The organism is Halovulum sp. GXIMD14794 (genome assembly GCF_054457455.1).
The window spans coordinates 600,654-619,392 of record NZ_JBTLNF010000004.1; the positions used below are offsets into that span (position 1 = coordinate 600,654).

Annotated in this window: 19 protein-coding genes and 1 tRNA gene; 5 read left to right on the plus strand and 15 right to left on the minus strand. The window is 65.8% G+C overall.

The features are described from left to right. Window positions 1-136: 136 nt before the first annotated feature. The 8 genes from rplA to ACW9UR_RS09620 form a co-directional block, all read right to left on the minus strand. On the minus strand, window positions 137-856 hold the full coding sequence (rplA, locus tag ACW9UR_RS09585; RefSeq protein WP_458916736.1) for a 50S ribosomal protein L1: 720 nt from the start codon (window positions 854-856) through the stop codon (window positions 137-139). Window positions 857-860: 4 nt separating this feature from the next. Beyond that, window positions 861-1,289: a 50S ribosomal protein L11 gene (rplK, locus tag ACW9UR_RS09590; RefSeq protein WP_458916737.1), complete on the minus strand. Its 429-nt coding sequence runs from the start codon at window positions 1,287-1,289 to the stop codon at window positions 861-863. Between the two features lie 103 nt (window positions 1,290-1,392). Further along, on the minus strand, window positions 1,393-1,926 hold the full coding sequence (gene nusG, locus ACW9UR_RS09595) for a transcription termination/antitermination protein NusG (RefSeq protein WP_458916738.1): 534 nt from the start codon (window positions 1,924-1,926) through the stop codon (window positions 1,393-1,395). Between the two features lie 182 nt (window positions 1,927-2,108). Then, window positions 2,109-2,306 carry a preprotein translocase subunit SecE gene (gene secE, locus ACW9UR_RS09600; RefSeq protein ID WP_458916739.1) on the minus strand — a complete coding sequence of 66 codons (198 nt, stop codon included), beginning with the start codon at window positions 2,304-2,306 and terminating at the stop codon, window positions 2,109-2,111. A gap of 65 nt (window positions 2,307-2,371) precedes the next feature. Continuing rightward, window positions 2,372-3,610, minus strand: a complete 1,239-nt coding sequence (locus ACW9UR_RS09605) for a tetratricopeptide repeat protein (RefSeq protein WP_458916740.1) — start codon at window positions 3,608-3,610, stop codon at window positions 2,372-2,374. A 175-nt stretch (window positions 3,611-3,785) separates the two neighbouring features. Continuing rightward, window positions 3,786-5,543 (minus strand): OmpA family protein, encoded by a 1,758-nt coding sequence (locus ACW9UR_RS09610; protein ID WP_458916741.1) that lies wholly within the window; start codon window positions 5,541-5,543, stop codon window positions 3,786-3,788. A gap of 184 nt (window positions 5,544-5,727) precedes the next feature. Then, window positions 5,728-5,803, minus strand: a tRNA-Trp gene (locus ACW9UR_RS09615). 61 nt (window positions 5,804-5,864) lie between these two features. Next, a complete protein-coding gene (locus ACW9UR_RS09620; protein WP_458916742.1) occupies window positions 5,865-7,061 on the minus strand; it encodes a hypothetical protein in 1,197 nt (398 codons plus the stop codon). A 112-nt stretch (window positions 7,062-7,173) separates the two neighbouring features. Between ACW9UR_RS09620 and ACW9UR_RS09625 the strand changes: the two genes are divergently transcribed. Then, window positions 7,174-7,668 carry a ferritin-like domain-containing protein gene (locus ACW9UR_RS09625; protein WP_458916743.1) on the plus strand — a complete coding sequence of 165 codons (495 nt, stop codon included), beginning with the start codon at window positions 7,174-7,176 and terminating at the stop codon, window positions 7,666-7,668. 4 nt (window positions 7,669-7,672) lie between these two features. Here the strand turns inward: ACW9UR_RS09625 and ACW9UR_RS09630 are convergent, their stop codons facing one another. Together ACW9UR_RS09630 and tuf are read right to left on the minus strand one after the other, a co-directional pair. After that, the gene (locus ACW9UR_RS09630; protein WP_458916744.1) at window positions 7,673-8,659 is read right to left on the minus strand and encodes a zinc transporter ZntB; all 987 of its coding nucleotides are present in this window, start codon (window positions 8,657-8,659) and stop codon (window positions 7,673-7,675) included. Between the two features lie 131 nt (window positions 8,660-8,790). After that, entirely contained in the window at window positions 8,791-9,966 is a 1,176-nt protein-coding gene (tuf, locus tag ACW9UR_RS09635; RefSeq protein ID WP_458916729.1) for an elongation factor Tu, read from the minus strand. Window positions 9,967-10,169: 203 nt separating this feature from the next. On the opposite strand from tuf, the gene metG reads away from it, so the two are divergent. Together metG and ACW9UR_RS09645 are read left to right on the plus strand one after the other, a co-directional pair. Continuing rightward, window positions 10,170-11,885 carry a methionine--tRNA ligase gene (metG, locus tag ACW9UR_RS09640; RefSeq protein ID WP_458916745.1) on the plus strand — a complete coding sequence of 572 codons (1,716 nt, stop codon included), beginning with the start codon at window positions 10,170-10,172 and terminating at the stop codon, window positions 11,883-11,885. An 86-nt stretch (window positions 11,886-11,971) separates the two neighbouring features. Continuing rightward, complete coding sequence (locus ACW9UR_RS09645) at window positions 11,972-12,517, plus strand: tetratricopeptide repeat protein (protein ID WP_458916746.1); 546 nt, start codon at window positions 11,972-11,974, stop codon at window positions 12,515-12,517. Between the two features lie 97 nt (window positions 12,518-12,614). Here the strand turns inward: ACW9UR_RS09645 and ACW9UR_RS09650 are convergent, their stop codons facing one another. From ACW9UR_RS09650 to ACW9UR_RS09665, 4 genes are all read right to left on the minus strand, one after another. After that, window positions 12,615-13,025 (minus strand): DUF2177 family protein, encoded by a 411-nt coding sequence (locus ACW9UR_RS09650; protein ID WP_458916747.1) that lies wholly within the window; start codon window positions 13,023-13,025, stop codon window positions 12,615-12,617. Between the two features lie 112 nt (window positions 13,026-13,137). Further along, on the minus strand, window positions 13,138-14,181 hold the full coding sequence (locus tag ACW9UR_RS09655; RefSeq protein WP_458916748.1) for a GGDEF domain-containing protein: 1,044 nt from the start codon (window positions 14,179-14,181) through the stop codon (window positions 13,138-13,140). 100 nt (window positions 14,182-14,281) lie between these two features. Beyond that, window positions 14,282-15,208, minus strand: a complete 927-nt coding sequence (gene argF, locus ACW9UR_RS09660) for an ornithine carbamoyltransferase (RefSeq protein ID WP_458916749.1) — start codon at window positions 15,206-15,208, stop codon at window positions 14,282-14,284. Beyond that, window positions 15,205-16,386 (minus strand): acetylornithine transaminase, encoded by a 1,182-nt coding sequence (locus ACW9UR_RS09665; RefSeq protein ID WP_458916750.1) that lies wholly within the window; start codon window positions 16,384-16,386, stop codon window positions 15,205-15,207. Before ACW9UR_RS09665 ends, argF begins: the two co-directional genes overlap by 4 nt. Window positions 16,387-16,598: 212 nt before the next feature. On the opposite strand from ACW9UR_RS09665, the gene ACW9UR_RS09670 reads away from it, so the two are divergent. After that, window positions 16,599-17,063 (plus strand): hypothetical protein, encoded by a 465-nt coding sequence (locus ACW9UR_RS09670; protein ID WP_458916751.1) that lies wholly within the window; start codon window positions 16,599-16,601, stop codon window positions 17,061-17,063. Window positions 17,064-17,096: 33 nt separating this feature from the next. Here ACW9UR_RS09670 and ACW9UR_RS09675 read toward each other — a convergent pair whose 3' ends face one another. Next, entirely contained in the window at window positions 17,097-17,933 is an 837-nt protein-coding gene (locus ACW9UR_RS09675; protein ID WP_458916752.1) for an ABC transporter permease, read from the minus strand. Window positions 17,934-18,073: 140 nt separating this feature from the next. Between ACW9UR_RS09675 and ACW9UR_RS09680 the strand changes: the two genes are divergently transcribed. Beyond that, on the plus strand, window positions 18,074-18,688 hold the full coding sequence (locus ACW9UR_RS09680; RefSeq protein WP_458916753.1) for a GcrA family cell cycle regulator: 615 nt from the start codon (window positions 18,074-18,076) through the stop codon (window positions 18,686-18,688). Window positions 18,689-18,739: the final 51 nt, after the last annotated feature.

The window sequence follows — 18,739 nt, forward strand, 5'->3', positions numbered from 1 at the left end:
GAGGGGATCAGGCGCCCGCCTTCTCGGACGTACCCGGGCGGACATCCCGCCCGGAGGATGACCGGGGTCGCCCCCGGCCTACGGAACATTGCCGTTCCGATCTCGTACGGGCCGGCACGGGGCCGACCCGAAAAACTCACTCGGCAGCAGCCTGCTGGGCAGCACCGGTCGCAGCGGCGACGTCGACGGTCACGCCGGGGCCCATGGTCGAGCTGAGCGCGATCTTCTTCAGGTAGGTGCCCTTGGCGCCCGACGGCTTGGCCTTGTTCACCGCGTCCACGAACGCGCGGATGTTCTCGGCCAGCTTCTCGGCGTCGAACGAGGCCTTGCCAACGCCGGCGTGCACGACACCGGCCTTCTCGGCCTTGAACTGCACTTCGCCGCCCTTGGCTGCTTCCACGGCCGCTTTCACGTCCATGGTCACGGTGCCGACCTTGGGGTTCGGCATCAGGTTGCGCGGGCCCAGGATCTTACCCAGACGGCCGACGATCGGCATCATGTCCGGGGTCGCGATGCAGCGATCGAAGTCGATCTTGCCGCCCTGGATGGTCTCCATCAGGTCTTCAGCACCGACGATGTCGGCACCGGCGGCTTGAGCTTCCTCGGCCTTCGGACCGCGCGCGAACACGGCGACGCGGACATCCTTGCCGGTGCCGTTGGGCAGGCTGACCGTACCACGGACCATCTGGTCGGCATGGCGCGGGTCGACGCCCAGGTTCATCGCGATCTCGACGGTCTCGTCGAACTTGGTGCTGGCGTTGCTCTTGATCAGGGCAACCGCGTCCTCGACCGACAGGTTGGTCTTGCCGTCGAAGGCCTTGCGGGCCGCCTGCATGCGCTTGGAAATCTTCGCCATGGCGTTACCCTTTCACCTCGATACCCATCGACCGGGCCGAGCCCAGGATGATCTGCATCGCGGCATCGACGTCGTTCGCGTTCAGATCCTTCATCTTCGCTTCCGCGATTTCCTGGACCTGCTTGCGGGTCACGGTGCCGACGACTTCACGGCTGGGCGTCTTGGCGCCCGACTGAAGCTTCGCAGCCTTCTTCAGATAGTACGACGCCGGCGGCGTCTTGATGTCCATCGTGAAGGACTTGTCGACATAGTACGTGATCACGGTCGGGCACGGCGCGCCGGGCTCCATTTCCTGCGTGCGGGCGTTGAACGCCTTGCAGAATTCCATGATGTTGATGCCGCGCTGACCCAGTGCTGGGCCAACGGGGGGCGACGGGTTCGCCTTACCGGCGGGCACCTGAAGCTTCATGGTGCCGGCAACTTTCTTGGCCATCGAGGCCTCCTCTCTTCCAAGCCCGTCGCGCGCGTCGCTCGGGGCGTCTCATGGCGTGGTCCGGTCCGCCCGACGCGTCGGGCTCGCCTCCCACGAAGATCACTCAGGACTGTTTGGCGACCTGGGTGAATTCCAGCTCGACCGGGGTGGCCCGGCCGAAAATCGAAACGGTCACTTTCAGACGGGCGTTTTCCTCGTCCACGTCCTCGACCATGCCGGCGAACCCTTCGAAGGGGCCGTCGGTGACGTTCACCTGCTCGCCCACGTCGAACGAGATCAGGGCGCGAGGACGCTCGACGCCCTCTTCGACCTGGTTCAGGATCGCGTTCACCTCGGCGTCGCGCATCGGCACCGGACGACCTTGCGGACCAAGGAACCCGGTCACGCGGTTCGTGCTGTTGATCAGGTGATAGGCGCGGTCGGTCATCTCCATCTGCACCAGCACGTAGCCGGGCATGAACCGGCGCTCGGTCTGCACCTTCTTGCCGCGACGAACCTCGATCACCTCTTCGGTCGGCACAAGCACCTGCAGGATCTCTTCCTCGAGGCCGTTCTGCTGAACAGTCTCACGGATCGACTCCGCAACCTTCTTCTCGAAATTGGAAAGGACGCTGACCGCGTACCACCGTGCTGTCATCTCAGCTCTGAACCTCGGTCTGCCCGTTTGCGCCCGCCTACCGCAACGGTCGTGAATTCTGCCTGCCCGCGACGTCCGCGCCCGAAGGCGAAATGGCGCGCACGACGAATCGTTTTGCGCCCGACATTACGCGGAGACGCGAGCCTATAACGCCGCGCCGCCGCAGGATCAAGTGCGGATCGTCAGGACGCCGCGGAAATGAAGATCTCCAGCCCGAAGCGCACGATCTGGTCGACGATGAAGAAGAACGTCGCGGCCAGGGCCGAAAGCACGAAAACCATCGCCGTGGTCAGCAGGGTCTCGCGGCGCGTCGGCCAGACGACTTTCGCCGTTTCGCTGCGCACCTGCTGCATGAACTGCAGGGGATTGGTCTTGGCCATTGCTACCACTCCTTCGGGGGACTCGGCACCATGTAAAGATCGTCGCGCCGGGATGCAAGCCGCGCCTAATATCGTGCGCGCAGACGTACGGCGTCCACGAAACGGCCCGCGGCAATAAGGTCAGAGGCGAAAATGCCGATCATGTGCTCGCCGATGCCCAGCTTCACCGCCTCGTCGAAGCGCGCCATGCCGTCGTCCGCTCGCCCTGCGTTCACCAGCGCCACGGCTGCATAGTAGTGCGGATAGGGCATCGTGCCGTCGAGCGCGAGCGCCTGTTCGGCAGCGGCGAACGCCGTTTCGTAATCCTTCAGTTCGACAGCGATGTAGGCCTTGAGGCTCAGATCGTACTGGTCCCCGTCGGCACGCGCGACCGCACGGTCGATCACCTCGGCAGCCCGGTCCATCTGGCGGTCATTCGAAAGGACATCCGCGTACCAGTGAAGAAGATAGGCGTTCTCGGCCCCCTGTTGCAGAGCCTCTGCGAAGGTAGTGATCGCCTCGGCGCGACGACCGAGCGACTCCTGCGCCAAGGCAAGCTGGACGTAACCGCCTGGCCAACCAGGCGCCATTGATACCGCCCGCTGCGCCTCGGTTATCGCCTGCGCGTTGCGATCCAATCGGCGCAGCACGAAGGCCCGATGCGCGTAGGTCCAGTAGCGTGAAGGGTCAGACGCAATCGACGCGGCGATCGCCTCGAGCGCGGGCTCGTACTGCTCGGCCTGCGCCAAGGTGCGCGAGCGACCGTAGTGCGCGTTCCAGTCGTTCCCAGCTAGTGCCAGCGCCGCGTCGAATGCGTCGAGCGCCGTCTCGGTCTCACCCTCGTCCAGCGCGATCCAGCCACGTTCCCTAAGCGCCCAGACATACTCGGGCTCGATGGCCAGAGCGGCATCTATCAGCGCCAGCGCCTCTTCCGCGCTCCCCTGCCCCGAACGGTAGAGCGAGCTGCCCAGCCCGCCGAGCCCGTCGGCGGTCGGCCGAAGATCAACGGCGCGCCGGAAGTGGACGACCGCCTCGGCCTCACGGTCGTTGTTCCACAGAAGCCAGCCCATGCCGGTGTGCGCCCGCACATGTCCCGGGTCCGCCTCGGCCGCGGCGCTGAAGGCTTCCTCGGCTTCCTCGACACGGTCGAGCAAATCCAGCGCATCCCCCAGCAACGTGAGCAGGACCGCACGCTCAGCGGCGGTCGGGGCGCCATCGCGCAGGGCTTGGGTGCAGGACTGGATCAACCGCTCGGGCGTGTCGTCGAACGCCCGACAATGCCGCGCGGCGGTCTCTTCCGAGCTGGTGATGAGGGGCTTGGCCAAGGTCATGCCGCCAAGGGCAAGACATAAGGTCAAGGCCGGAAAGAGGTGTTTCAGCACGGGCAGGTCCAGTTCACGCTGCGCGGAAGGTGCGCGGCCCGGGAACCTTAAGCTCCGATTGGGGCAACCCGAAGGCCGATGTGCAAAGGGGCCGGCGTGGCACCGGCCCCTTCGGAGTCTACTGGTTGCGCGCGGTGCGCAGCAGCGGCGTGATGCGGCGCACCGTGGCGCGTCGGTTCGCCCGAATGTCCCCCTCGCGCGCGACCTTGAGGAACTGCTCCCCGTAGCCTTGCACGACCAGGTTCTCCGGCGGCACGTCGAAGTACTCGGCCAGAGCGAGCGCCACGCTCTCGGCCCGGCGATCAGATAGCGCCAGGTTGTAGAGTGCATCCCCAACGGTGTCGGTGTGCCCCTCGATCAGGAACATCTCATCCGGGTTCTCGTCGATGACCGCGGCGATCTCGCGCCCCAGCGCGGCCAGCGCTTCAGCCTGGTTGGGGCGGATCGCTGCCGAGTTGGTGGCGAAGGTGATGTTGTCCAGGTCGATCGGCGGCATCAGTTCGCGGACCTCCCGCAACTCGCGCACCTGCCGCAGCGAGTAGTTCCGGTCGATCCCCCGGTTCGCCTTGCGCAGCGCACGGCGCAAGGCGGCGTCGTCGGCCTGCTGGTACTCTACCCGCTCCGAGGCGGCAGCCTGACGCAGACGGCGCACATCGACCGGCCGCTCCTCGACCGCGGTCTCGTCAATCAGCACGATTTCCGAGCCGTCCGGTTGCACTCGGGTGCGGTAGAGCACGCTGCCGTCCGCAGCGCGCACGGTAACCACGCGGTCGCCATCTGGCTGGGTCACGATGCTGCGCGTGGAGCCGTCCGAGAAGCTTTGCGTCTGCACTTCCGTGCCGGGCCGACGCAAGAGTTCGTTCTCATCCTTCAGAACCACATACTCGCCGTCGCGGCGGACGATTACCCGGTCCTGCGTGGTCTGTACCACTTCGTCATCCGGGCTGAGCAACTCGTTCAGCGCGAACCCGGCAGCAGCGCCACCCAGGATCTTTGCAATGTCCGAGAGCGTGTCGTCGTTATCATCGACCCGGCGCACCACCTCGTCCTCGTCGCTCGAGCGCGAGGTCTCCTCGGTCACCACCTCGGTCTCGACCTTGGCGTCCGCTTCACTCTTGCCGGCCTGTTGGGCGGCGAGGGCCTTGGCCGCCTGCCGGCGCTCGCGCCGTTCGGCACGGCGCTCCTCCCGCGCCTGGAGCTGTTCCTCGGTGAGTTCAGGCTCCTCGACGCTTTCGCTTTCGACCTCGGTCTGCACCTCAGTCTCAGCCTCGGCGTCAGTCTCACCCGCCACGTCCGCTTCTCTCTCAACAGTCGCATCGGCGCCCGGCTCGGCTAAAGGCTCAGCAGGTTCCTCATCCTGTGCCGAGTCTGGCTGAGCGGAGGTCTCCACCGGCTCTTCGGCCTCTTCGGGCTCAGCCTCCGGCCCGGCTTCCGCCTGCACCGGCTCATCCTGAGTTGCCTCTTCCTGTGGCGCTTCAGCGTCGGCCGGCGCGGGGGCGTCGATTGGCGCAGCCTCGGCGTCCGCGTCAGCCTGCTCAGATGCTTCGGTACCCTCCTGTGCGGGTTCCTTGTCACCAGTCTCTACCGCTGATTCGGCTTCAGAATCAGCCTCTACCTTGGCCGCCTCTGCTTCTTCGGTTTCGGTCTCTGTCTCGGCGGCATCACGGTTCGCACGCCGCTCCTCCCGCGCCTTCTGGCGTTCCTCGCGGGCCTGCTGGCGCTCTTCCTTGGTTTTCTTGTGCTGCTCACCGGCCGCCTCGGGGCAGTCCTCGACCAAGGGATCGCACACCGGGGCCGCGTCCTGCGCGGCAACCGGAGCGACCAGGGACAGGCCCAGGACGATCGCAGTGGTGGTCATCAGCGTATTGCGTGCCATTCCGGCCTCCATTGTTCCGTCGGGCACAACGGCCCGATTGCCAAGACAAACGCGGCAGCGGGAGGAATGGTTCGCACGTCCGTATCAAAGCATGTTGCATATTGCGACGGCCCGCCGAAGCGGACGCGCTGTCACCGTCGAACGATCTATCGATTGAGGAAGGCGGCCGGTCCATCCTCGCGGATGGCAGGGGCGGAGGGGCTCGAACCCCCGACCCTCGGTTTTGGAGACCGATGCTCTACCAACTGAGCTACACCCCTAGGCCGCCGGCAGGTCGTACCCACTTCCGATACGGGATGCAAGAGGAAGCGAAGGCCGCTGCTACGGCTGCCACAGACCGTGATCCGTCATCACCCGTGGCATCTGGTGCAGGTAGTGCGAGGTGACGTTGATGCTCCCCGTGGTGATCGCGAGATTGAGGACCAAAAGAACAGTAAAGACCGGCCAGTCCAGCATGGCATCCCCACGGCGCCCTTCTCCGTGGCCGGCACGGTGCAGTACGGCCAGCACGAGAAATCCTGACAATACAGACATTGTGCCGAAACGCACCACGTCATAGGCGATTGCATTCAGCGTCAGTGGCGCGACGATAACCCCTATCGCGATCAGGGCCGTCAGCCGGTCGGGCGCGATCCGCGCGGCTGTCCTGCCCAGCCAATAGCTCATAAGCGCAAGCGGGAGGCCGTCGAACACCAGCCAGCGGTGGTATTTGCCATCGGTCCAGTAGCTGGACACGAGATGCTCCAGATGGTCACCCAGGGACCGCGACATGATTGGCTCACTCGAGAATGTGTAGCGCGGATCAAGCCGTGCGGCGATCTGCGCATCCTGTGCCGCCACCACCGCCGGCCCAACCTCGCCGAAAAGGCTCACGAAACCGTAAGCCAGAAGCGCGGTGAGCATCGGAATGGCCGAGACGGCCGCCCGCCCAATGAACGGACTGTCGCGCCGAACGAGCCAGATCTCGAACACCATCAGTGGCGCGATCCAGGCAAGCGCGATCTCATGCGCGAGTACTGCAACAACGATACAGATTGCCCGCAACAACACACCCGCCGTGCCGGAGGCGGGCAGCGTCATCGCGACTGCGGCCAGAACCAGAAGTACCCCTTCCATGTAGCCGGTCGTGCCGACATAGGACCGGAAAGCGAAGCTCGAGAACAACAGCACGATCACCAGCTGCCCGGGCAGGCTGCGGCGCATATCCCACACCATGAATGCCAGTGCAGCCGCCCCCGCCAGCGTCACCAGCGCAGCGGCAAGATACAGCTCCGACAGTGTGACCATCGGGCCGAAAACAGGCTTCAGCAGTTCGCCCACCAACCCGCGTTTGATCAGCCCTCCGGAGTAATCCAGCAGCAGCGATGCAATCGCATAGTACTTTGGCGGGAACATCGACCCGGCAATCGCCAGCAGCGCGGCAAGCCCTGCGGCGGCCATGAGGATCTTCGCCGTGCGCTCGGGCGATTGGCCGGCGGAAGCGTTGGTTAGGCGCTCGGTATCGGGATGCGTCGTCAAACCATGCGTCTCTGCGATCTCCGCCCGCGCCGGGTCGTTGCGAGGAACCCCGCGACCGTCCCCGCGTTTCTAGAGGGTAACGCCAAATCAGGCAACAACACAGGATTGAACGATGACCATGAACTCGCTCAAGGACGTCTACCTCGATCAGCTGCAGGATCTCTACAGCGCGTGCAAACAGTCGATGCAGGTCACGATCGAACTGGGGCGAGCCGCCTCCAGCGACGAGCTGCAGAAGGCACTGAAGGACGGCGCCAACGGGATCAGCGACGGGATGGACAAAATCGCCTCTATCTGCGCCGAGCACGGGATCGACCCGACCGGCGAGCACTGCAAAGGAATGGAGGGGCTCGTGGCCGAGGCCCGCGCCCATGGACTGGAGGAGGACTTCGGCGACGAAGATGCGCGCGACGCGATGATCATCAGCCAGTACCAGCGCATGGTGCACTACGCACTTGCCGGGTACGGCACTGTGGTCGCCTTCGCAAACCGGCTGGGCCTGGATGGCGATGCGGCCATCCTGCAGGAGTGCCTCAACAACACCTACGACGGCGACAGGCGGGCGACGCACATCGCTACGCACGGCGTGAACAAGGCCGCCGCCTGATCCGTTAGAACCATCGGATCGCGCGCAGGATCAGAACCTGCACCACCAGGATCACGCCCAGCATCCCGGTGAATACCCAGAAGGCCGGGGGCCAATTCGCCCCCGGCATTCCCGCGAGATTGATCCCCATCAACCCGGTGAGAACACCCAGTGGCAGAAACACCGCTGAGATCACCGACAGCAGATAGAGGTTGCGGTTCAGCCGATCCGACAGGGCGCTTGCAAGCTCGTCCTTTAAGACGACCAGCCGGTCGCGAAGGCTCTCCACCTCCTCCACGGCACGCACAAGACGATCGTAGGCTTCGGCCAGACGCAGCCGGTCGTCGCCGTTCAGCACCGGCGCCCGCTCGCGCGAGAGCGTCCCGACCGCATCCCGTTGCGGAACGAGGAACCGGCGCAGATCGACCAACTCGCCGCGGATGTCCGTTACCCGAGCCCGGAGCGCTGGATCGGCCCCGGCGAGGACAGCCTGTTCCAGCCCATCGCCTTCGGCATCCAGCGAGGTCAGATGGTCTTCGATCCGCCCGTTGAGCAGCTCGATGAGCCGCACCAGCAATGTACCGCTTCCCCTCGGGCCCTCGCCAGCGGCCACCTCCTCGGCCAGCGTGTCCAGCGACACAAGCGGCCGCTTCGACAGCGAGACCACCCGCCCTTCCGCGACCCACATCCGCACGGACACCATGTCCTCGGGATCGGCACCGGGGTTGAGATTAACCCCTCGCAGAATGACGAGAACGCCATCGCCGTAGGCGAGCGCCCGTGGCCGGGTCTGCGGCTCGAGCAGGGCGGCCCGAACCGGTGCAGGCAGGTAGGCAAGATAGCGCTCCATCCATTCGACCGTACCGGGATGGTCCGCCTGCAGGTGGACCCATGCCGGTTCTGGTGCGGCGAGTGCGGCGGCAATCGCCTCGCTGTCGTTCAGGGCAATCCCCGGCTTGCCGTCGGTATCGGCGGCCTCCAGCGAATAGGCGAAACGGATGAAATCGGGCATGGCGCAAGTCCGGCAGGCAAATATCTACCAGCGACCCTAGACCGGCGCGGGGCAATTGAAAGACCCGCAACGAAAAAGGGGCGCCCGAAGGCGCCCCTTGGATCGGAACGGCGGACATGCCGCCGATTGGATCACTCGATGATTTTCGAGACGACGCCTGCGCCGACGGTGCGGCCGCCTTCACGGATGGCGAAGCGCAGGCGCTCTTCCATCGCGATCGGGGCGATCAGTTCCACGTCGAACTTCAGGTTGTCGCCCGGCATCACCATCTCGGTGCCCTCGGGAAGCTGAACCGTGCCGGTCACGTCCGTCGTGCGGAAGTAGAACTGCGGACGGTAGTTCGCGAAGAACGGCGTGTGACGGCCACCCTCTTCCTTCGTCAGGATGTAGGCCTCGGCCTCGAACTTCGTGTGCGGCGTCACCGAACCCGGCTTGCACAGCACCTGGCCACGCTCGACCTGCTCGCGGTCCACGCCGCGCAGCAGCGCGCCAATGTTGTCGCCCGCTTCGCCGCGGTCCAGCAGCTTGCGGAACATCTCGACGCCGGTGCAGGTGGTCTTGCGGGTGTCCTTCAGACCGACGATCTCGATCTCGTCGCCCACGTTGATCACGCCACGCTCGACACGGCCGGTCACCACGGTGCCGCGGCCCGAGATCGAGAACACGTCCTCGATCGGCATCAGGAACGGCTGGTCAACCGGACGCTCGGGGGTCGGGATGTACTCGTCGACGGCGGCCATCAGCTCGCGGATCGAGTTCTCGCCGATCTCCGGATCACGGCCCTCCATCGCCGCCAGGGCCGAACCCTTGACGATCGGCAGGTCGTCGCCGGGGAAGTCGTACGAGCTCAGCAGCTCGCGCACTTCCATCTCGACCAGCTCGAGCAGCTCTTCGTCGTCGACCTGGTCGACCTTGTTCATGTACACGACCAGCGCCGGAACACCGACCTGACGCGCAAGCAGGATGTGCTCGCGGGTCTGCGGCATCGGGCCGTCGGCCGCGTTCACCACCAGGATCGCGCCATCCATCTGCGCCGCGCCGGTGATCATGTTCTTCACGTAGTCGGCGTGGCCCGGGCAGTCGACGTGGGCGTAGTGACGGCCCTCGGTCTCGTATTCCACGTGCGCCGTCGAGATCGTGATCCCGCGGGCTTTCTCTTCCGGCGCGCCGTCGATCTGGTCGTAGGCCCGGAAATCCCCGAAGTACTTCGTGATCGCAGCCGTCAGCGTCGTCTTGCCGTGGTCAACGTGACCGATGGTCCCGATGTTAACGTGCGGCTTCGTACGCTCAAACTTTGCCTTTGCCATTGCGCATTCATCCTTGCAGAGTCCGTGCCCCGCGCGCCGGGGCCGCAATTTCGATGCGGGCCAGATAATCGCGCGGGGGTCAAAAGACAACCGGTTTCTGCCCCGCGCGGCGTCCCGGCCTAGCGAAGACGGCGCAACGCTTGCTCCCCTGCCGGCATTTGCGTACACCGCAGGCGCAATTCCCCGCAAAGAGGCGCCCGCCCATGTCCCGCATCCTGATTACCTCTGCGCTGCCCTACATCAACGGCATCAAGCACCTGGGCAACCTGGTCGGCAGCCAGCTGCCCTCGGATGTCTATGCCCGTTACATGCGCGCTCGCGGGAACGAGGTGATGTACATCTGCGCCACCGACGAGCACGGTACGCCGGCCGAGATCGCCGCCGCCAAGGCAGGCAAGCCGGTGGCCGAGTACTGCGCCGACATGTGGCAGACCCAGAAGGACATTGCCGAGGGGTTCGGCCTGTCCTTCGACCATTTCGGTCGCTCGTCCTCGAAGCGGAACCACCGGCTGACGCAGCACTTCGCGGCCCGGCTGGCCGAAGCCGGTCTGATCCGCGAAGTGTCCGAGAAGATGATCTACTCGAACGCCGACGGCCGCTTCCTGCCCGACCGCTATGTCGAGGGCACGTGTCCGAACTGCGGCTACGACAGCGCCCGCGGCGACCAGTGCGAGAACTGCACCAAGCAGCTCGATCCGACCGACCTGATCGACCCGCGCTCGGCGATCTCGGGCTCGACCGATCTCGAGATCCGCGAGACCAAGCACCTGTTCCTGCGCCAGTCTACGCTCGCCGAGACGCTGGAAGAGTGGATCGACAGCAAGGCCGACTGGCCGATCCTGACCACCTCGATCGCGAAGAAATGGCTGCGCGATGGCGACGGGCTGCAGGACCGGGGCATTACCCGCGACCTCGACTGGGGGATCCCGGTGCAGAAGGGCGATGCGCCCTGGCCGGGGATGGAGGGCAAGGTCTTCTACGTCTGGTTCGATGCACCGATCGAATACATCGCCGCGACCGCCGAATGGGCGGATGCGAACGGGCTGGACGACAGCGCGTGGGAAAGCTGGTGGCGCACCGACAAGGGCGCGGACGACGTGCGCTACGTGCAATTCATGGGCAAGGACAACGTGCCCTTCCACACGCTCAGTTTCCCCGCCACGATCATCGGTTCGGGTGAGCCCTGGAAGCTGGTCGACTACATCAAGTCGTTCAACTACCTGAACTATCAGGGCGGACAGTTCTCGACCTCCAAGGGTCGGGGCGTGTTCCAGGACCAGGCGCTCGAGATCCTGCCGGCGGACTACTGGCGCTGGTGGCTGATGTCGAACGTGCCGGAAAGCTCGGACAGCGAATTCACCTGGGAAAGCTTCCAGAACGGCGTGAACAAGGACCTCGCCGACGTCCTGGGCAACTTCGTCAGTCGCGTGACCAAGTTCTGCCGCTCCCGCTTCGGCGAGGAAGTCCCCGCGGGCGGCGACTGGACCGAGGCCGAGCGCGCTGTCGTGGCCGAGCTGACCACCCGCCTTGCCGCCTATCAGTCCGCGATGGACGCGATGGAGATGCGCAAGGCCGCCGCCGAGCTGCGCGGGATCTGGGTTGCGGGCAATGAGTACCTGCAGGCCGCCGCCCCCTGGGCCGCGTTCAAGGAAGACCCGGAGCGCGCCGCCGCCGTGGTCCGCTTCGCGCTGAACCTGATCCGGTTCTACGCCGTGCTGTCGGCGCCATTCATCCCGCACGCCTCGGCGCAGATGCTCGAAGCGCTCGGGGTCGAGGCCGCCGACTGGCCGTCCGACGTGGAAACCGCGCTGGGCGCCCTGTCCGCAGGCCACGGGTTCACGACGCCGGATGTGCTGTTCGCGAAGATCACCGACGAGCAACGCGAGGACTGGGCGACGCGCTTCGCCGGCGCTCGCTGAACTTTCGTGCGGCGGACCTGTCGCACGCAGGACCGCCGCACGACAAGTTTCCTTGACATGCACAGGGGCCGTGCGACGCTGAACCCATGCGCAATGTCCCGGCCCTCGCCGCTCTCCTGACCGTGCTCGCCTTCAGCGCGCAGGCCGACTGCCCGCCCTCGCTTGACCGGGCGGATGCCCGAGCGGAGTTGCACACGCGCCTGCTCCAGTCGCGCTCCGAGGCCGAGGCCAACCGGATCGCCGACCAGCTCTGGCAGATCTGGCTCGAAGCCCCGGACGCGCAGGCACAGGCGTTGCTCGACACCGGAATGTCGCAGCGCGAGGGGTATGCCCTGGCCGACTCCGAGGCGACACTGGACGCCCTGATCGCCTACTGTCCGGACTACTCCGAGGGCTACAACCAGCGCGCCTTCACCCGGTTCCTCCGCGCGGACTACGACGGCTCGCTTGCCGATCTGGATAAGGTCCTGGCCGCCGACCCCTATCATTTCGGCGCGCTGTCCGGCCGTGCGCTGAACCTGATGCAGCAGGGCCGCGCACAGCTGGCCCAGCAAGCTCTGCGCGATGCGGTGAAGGTGCATCCGTGGCTCAAGGAACGCCACATGATCTCCGGGGACGCGGATCCTATCTAACGGAAAGGTCTAAGTCGTGCCGGCGCGCTCGAACACACTTTCGGTAAGCTCAGACGCGCAAACGCCGAAGTCCGAGCCGTGTGTACCTAGACCGCGGCTATCCCGCCGAAACCCCGACCGCCCGTCCGACCCAAACGCCCACGGCGGCGGTGCCGCCGGTAAGCACCATGCCCCAGGCAGTATCGACGGCGACCATGCTCCAGCTCCAGCCCTTCAGCGTGGTCATGTTGGTGAACTCGTAGGTTCCGTAGGCCAGGAAGCCCAGCGCCAGTCCACGGCCAACGGCAGTCAGAACCGCGTCTTCGCGCAGACCCGGCAGGACGCAGAACCAAAGGATGCCCACAACGTAGGCCAGGTAGAAGCCCGCCGCGGCCGAGAGCAATATGTCCTCGCGCAAGAGGTCACCCACATGGCGCTCGAACAATGGACGCATCACCTGGGTCAGCCAGACCGCGTCCACCGCAAGGAACGCGACCAGCATCGCGAGGTAGATCCACAAATACGCCATCGCCGTCTCCTGCCAGTTGCCCGTTCACGCCAGGGGAGCCCAACACCTGGCCCCGTCAGCGCTTCTCGGCAGATAGCACAGCCTGCCGCGCCGGCGAGCCATTGGCGGACGACTATGCCATGACCGACCGATCCCGGCCCTCGCCCTGCGCATCGGTCAGCGCCCGGTCGGCGCGGTCGATCAGGATGATCCGGTCGTCCCCCTCCTGCAACTCGGTCACACCGACCGACACCGAGAGCTGCCCGATCATCCCCTTCGCACCATCGAGTTCCTTGAACCGCTGACGCAGCGCTTCGGCCAATTGCAGGCCTTCGACCGGCTCCATCTCGGGCAGAACCATCGCGAAGCGCGCGCCCGCGAAACGCGCCGGGGTCTGCCCCTGGCGCAGCACCCGGCGAGTGATTTCGGCGAATGCTTTCATCGTCTCGTCCCCGGCACTGAGCCCGTGGGTGCGCGTGACCGCCTCGAGATTGTCCAACGCGCACATCATTAACGCCAGCGGATGCTTCTTTTGCCGTGCATCGAAGATCTCGTTATCCAGCACTTCGTCCAGCGCCCGCCGGTTCGGCAACCCGGTCAGGTAGTCGGTGTTGGAACTGCGCTTCACCTCGAACAGCTCGTTCTTCAGCTTGGCGACCTGGGCCCGGCTTTTCTCGAGCTGCAGCCCCAGCTTCTGCGCCGCCTGAAGATGTTGCTGGTTGGCCCTGTGCAGTTCCCTTATCACGCCTGAAACTTCACCCTTGGAACTGCCCTGCGCCAGATGCCTGCCCGCATTGCGCAAGGTGCCCGAGAAGAGCGAGTGCTCCTTCAGGTTCTCGCCCAACGCATCCGAGACACGCGTCAGCGTGCCATGCAGATCGCCCCCGATCCGGTCCAGCGCATCGCCCGCCGACTGCGGCGACAAATGCTCGCTGTAGAGCTTGGTCAGGAACTCGACATCCAGGTCCTGGCCGGTGTTCATCGCCCGATCCAGCACCTCGTTGATCTGGGGATTGTCCCGCGCCGAATAGGTGTACCAGACCTCGAACACTTCCGGCGTCAGCTGGGTGCCGTATTTGCGCGCGAACCCCAGCGCGCGCTCTGGAATATCCTCTGCCGAGCGGGTCGGACCGCCCGGTTTGCGCTGCTGCGCGGCCGACGTCGACGAACTGAACATGAGCCCCTTCCCTTCAACCTTGAACCCGAGGGTCAGCTGTAAGGGCAGAGGGCTTACGAAGTGGTAAAACCCGCGGCGAAATCCGCCGCGGGCAGTGCCATCAGACCTCGAGGCACCAACGCATGATCGCTTTCTGCGCATGCAGCCGGTTCTCGGCCTCGTCGAAGATGACCGAAGACGGGCCGTCCATAACCTCGTCGGTGACTTCCTCGCCGCGATGCGCGGGCAGGCAGTGCATGAACAGGGCGTCCGGCGCAGCCTTGGCCATCAGCGCCTCGTTCACCTGGTAGGGACGCAGCTGGTTGTGGCGACGCTCGCGCGCACTCTGGGCGTCATGCATCGACAGCCAAGTGTCGGTAACGACCAAATCCGCCCCAGCGACAGCCTTGGCCGGATCACGCTCGATCTCGACAGTACGGCCCTTTGCGCGGGCATACTCGACCGCCGCGGCGGGCGGGTCCAGCGTCGGTGGGCCGGTGAATGTCACGTCGAAGCCGAACTGCCCTGCGGCGTGCAGAAAGCTCGCGCAGACGTTGTTGCCGTCGCCCGCCCAGACGACCTTTCGCCCGGCGATCGGGCCGCGATGCTCCTCGAAGGTCATCACGTCTGCCATGATCTGGCACGGGTGGCTTGAATCGGTCAGCCCGTTGATCACCGGCACGTCGGCGTATTCGGCCATCTCGTGCAGGGTTGCCTCTTCGAAGGTGCGGATCATGATCAGGTCGACATAGCGCGAAAGCACGCGGGCGGTGTCGGCGACAGTCTCGCCGTGGCCCAGCTGCATCTCGGCGCCCGAGAGCACGAGCGTCTCGCCGCCCATCTGCCGAATGCCGACATCGAAGCTGACACGGGTCCGGGTCGAGGGTTTCTCGAAGATCAGCGCGACGACACGGCCCGCAAGCGGTCGGTCGGCGTCCGGTGCGCCACGGCTCTGGCCTTCGCGCTCACCCTTCATGGCGCGCGCGCTGTCAATGATCCTGCGCAGCTCGGCAGCATCGGTGGTGTGCAGGTCCAGGAAATGCCTCATGACATGGCCTCCTCGACCGCCTTGGCGGTCTTTTCCAGCCGGGCCAGACCCTCGTCCACCTCGGCATCGGTCAGGTTCAGGGGCGGAAGGATCCGCACCACGTTCTCGGCGGCCGGAACCACAAGCAGATGCTGGGCATAACCAGCCTGCACCACCTCGCCGCAAGCGGGCTTGCAGACGAGCCCCAGCATCAGGCCCTCGCCGCGGATGCCGGTGAAGACGTCCGGATGGTTCGCCACAAGGCTCTCGAGCCCCTGGCGCATGCGGCCCGCGATATGGCGCACGTTGTCGAGGAACCCGTCCTCGAGCATCACCGTCAGCACCTCGGCACCCACGGCGCAGCCCAGCGGGTTGCCGCCATAGGTCGAGCCATGCGTGCCCGCCGTCATGCCCGAGGCCGCGTCTTCGGTCCCGAGACATGCGCCCAGCGGGAAGCCCCCGCCGATGCCCTTGGCCACGGCCATGATGTCCGGCGTCACACCGGCCCATTCATGCGCCCAGAGCTTGCCGGTCCGGCCCATGCCGCACTGGATCTCGTCGAAGATCAGCAGGATACCCTCGGCATCGCATAGCGCGCGCATCTCGCGCAGCGTCTCGGTGCTGTGCACCTTGATCCCGCCCTCGCCCATGATCGGCTCGACCGCCAGCGCGGCGGTATTGGGACCGATGGCGGCACGCAGCGCATCCATGTCGCTGAAGGGCACATGGTCAAAGCCCGGCAGCAAAGGCTCGAAACCCTTAGTCAGCTTGTCGCCGCCCGCAGCCGCGATCATGCCCATGGTCCGGCCGTGGAACGAGCCCTGGATGGTGATCACCCGATGCCGCTCCGGCTGGCCTTTGGCCGCGAAGTGCTTGCGCGCCATCTTGATCGCGCACTCCATCGCCTCGGTGCCCGAGTTGGTGAAGAACACGGTGTCCGCGAAGCTGTTGTCGACCAGCAGGCTCGCAAGCTTTTCCTGGTTCGGGATGCGGTAGAGGTTCGAGGTGTGCCACAGTCGTCGCGCCTGCCCCTCCAAAGCTGCCACGAGCCGGGGGTTCGCATGGCCAAGGGCGGTCACGGCAATGCCGCCCCCCAGGTCCATGAAGCGCTCTCCGGTCTCGGTCGTCAGCCAGGGGCCCTCACCTTCCACGAAGGAAAGCGGTGCCCGTGCATAAGTCGGCAGGACGGGCGAAATCACGACTGGTCTCCTCTTCTCGCCATCTGCAAAAGACAACGCCCCGGTCCGCTTCCGCGCGGCCGGGGCGTCAGGTGGTGATGGCGCAAAGCGAACAGGCTGTCAATTCGCTGTTCCGCGCAGCCACACCGCGTTGCATAGCGGTCGCAAGCCTGTAGGCGTGCACGCAAAGCTGCGCTATGGATTGGCCGAACGCGACAAGACAGGAGCAACCGGTGCGCACTCTGCTGACCGTCACGACGCTGGCCGCGCTGGCCGCCGCGCCCCTCTGGGCACAGGACCAGACCACGGGCGACACCCCCACCAACGGCGAGGAAACCGCCGCGCCTGCCACCGATACCCCGGCCGAGCCGGAATGGAACGGCACGGCTTCGGGCACGGTCTCGGGCGTCGCCTTCAACGTCCCGGTGGTCTGTGCGGGCTTCCCCGAGGGTCCGGCAACGGCCAAAAGCGATCCGAACACGCCCGGAGAGGACGGCAACGGCGACGGCGTGATCATCGACGTGACGGCCCAGCCCTCGGGCGATATAACCATGTCCCTGATGGCGGGCGGAATCGCGTTCGGCTTCGACGACGACACCGCGACGATCGACGGCAACCGGCTGGACTACAGCGTGACGATCAGCTTCGTGGGCGGCCAGGACGACACGATCGAATATTCGGTCGTCTGCGACGGCTAAGAATCGGGGCCGGGCGCTACGCCCGGCTTCTCCTCAGGGCTTCAGGCGATAGCCGATCCGGAACCAGTGCCAGACGAGCGCGCCGAGTCCGCCGTTGACCAGCACCAGAACTCCCAGCCCCAGCCACGGCGAACTGTCAGACACCCCCAGCGTGCCGTAGCGGATCCCGTCAATCATGTAGAAGAACGGGTTCACGTGGCTGATCGCCTGCATCCAGCCCGGCAGGATGCTGATCGAGTAGAACGTCCCGGACAGGAAACTCAGCGGCATCACGATGAAATTGGTGATCGCGGCAATGTGGTCGAATTTCTGTGCGATGATCGCCGCCAACGCGCCCAGCAGCGCCATGACCCCTGCCCCGAGGATCACGAAGATCAACGCCCAGAGCGGGTGCGCGACACCCAGCCCTACCAGCGGGAAGATCGTCGTCGAGATCGCAATCGCGACAATCACGCCCCGCGTCACGCCGCCCACCGCGTAGCCCAGCGTCAGTTCGAAGGCGCTCAGCGGCGGCATCAGAGTGTCGACGATGTTGCCCTGCACCTTCGAGACCATGATCGAGGACGAGGTGTTCGCGAACGCGTTCTGGATCACCTGCATCATCAGGATGCCCGGAGCGATGAAATGGGTGAACGCTTCGGCGCCGTCCTCGCCCGCGCGCCGCGCCGCGAAAGCCAGCGAGAACACCGCCATGAAGATCCCCGCCGTCACCACCGGTGCGGCCAGCGTCTGCGTCCAGACATTGGTGAACCGCCGCACTTCGCGCAGGATCAGGGTCCACAGACCCAGCAAGTTGAACCGCCCGAAGCGGCGCTCGGCCATTGGGCGCATGGGCTGGGAAGTGTGGCTTACGGGCTGCGCGTCACTCATCCGGGAGACTCCTTCGGCGATCTTGCGGCACCCCGCCTTGTAACGGCTGAGCCAGTGGTTACAATAGGAGCCGACCGGGCCAGGTCGGGATGCCCCCTTCCTGGCCCTTTGCTGTTGCCACCCACTCGCGGAGATGTCCCATGTCATGGACCGATGAACGCGTCGAGACGCTCAAGAAGATGTGGTCCGAAGGCAAGTCGGCGTCGCAGATCGCCAAGGAACTGGGCGGCGTGACCCGGAATGCCGTGATCGGCAAGGTGCACCGCCTTGGCCTGTCGAACCGGACCCCCGCCGCCAAGCCAGCTGACGAAGCCCCTGCCGCCAAGCCCGTCGAAGAGGCCGTGCGCCCCGCGCCCGCCGCGCCCAAGCCGGAGCCGGCACAGCCCGCGGCCGCCGCGCCCAAGCCCGCGCCAAAGCCGGAACCGGCCCAGCCCGCCGCCGCCGCGCCCTCGGCGCAGCCGCCCGCGCCGCGCCGCCCGATCCCCGGCCAGCCGCTGCCGCCGCAGCCCAGCCAGTCCGAGATCTCCGAGGAAACCCGCGCCAACCTGGCCGCGCTCGAGAAACGCGCCCGCAAGCTGACCCTGCTGCAGCTGACCGAGCGCACCTGCAAATGGCCGATCGGCGACCCCGCGACCGAGGATTTCTGGTTCTGCGGTCATCCGACCCAGCCCGGTAAGCCCTATTGCGAGACACATGTGTCGGTCGCCCTGCAGCCAATGAGCAGCCGCCGCGACCGCCGCTCGTCATCGCGCTAAGCTGATGGGGGCCGGTTTCAACCCGGCCCCCGCCATCCTATCTCTCGGGTG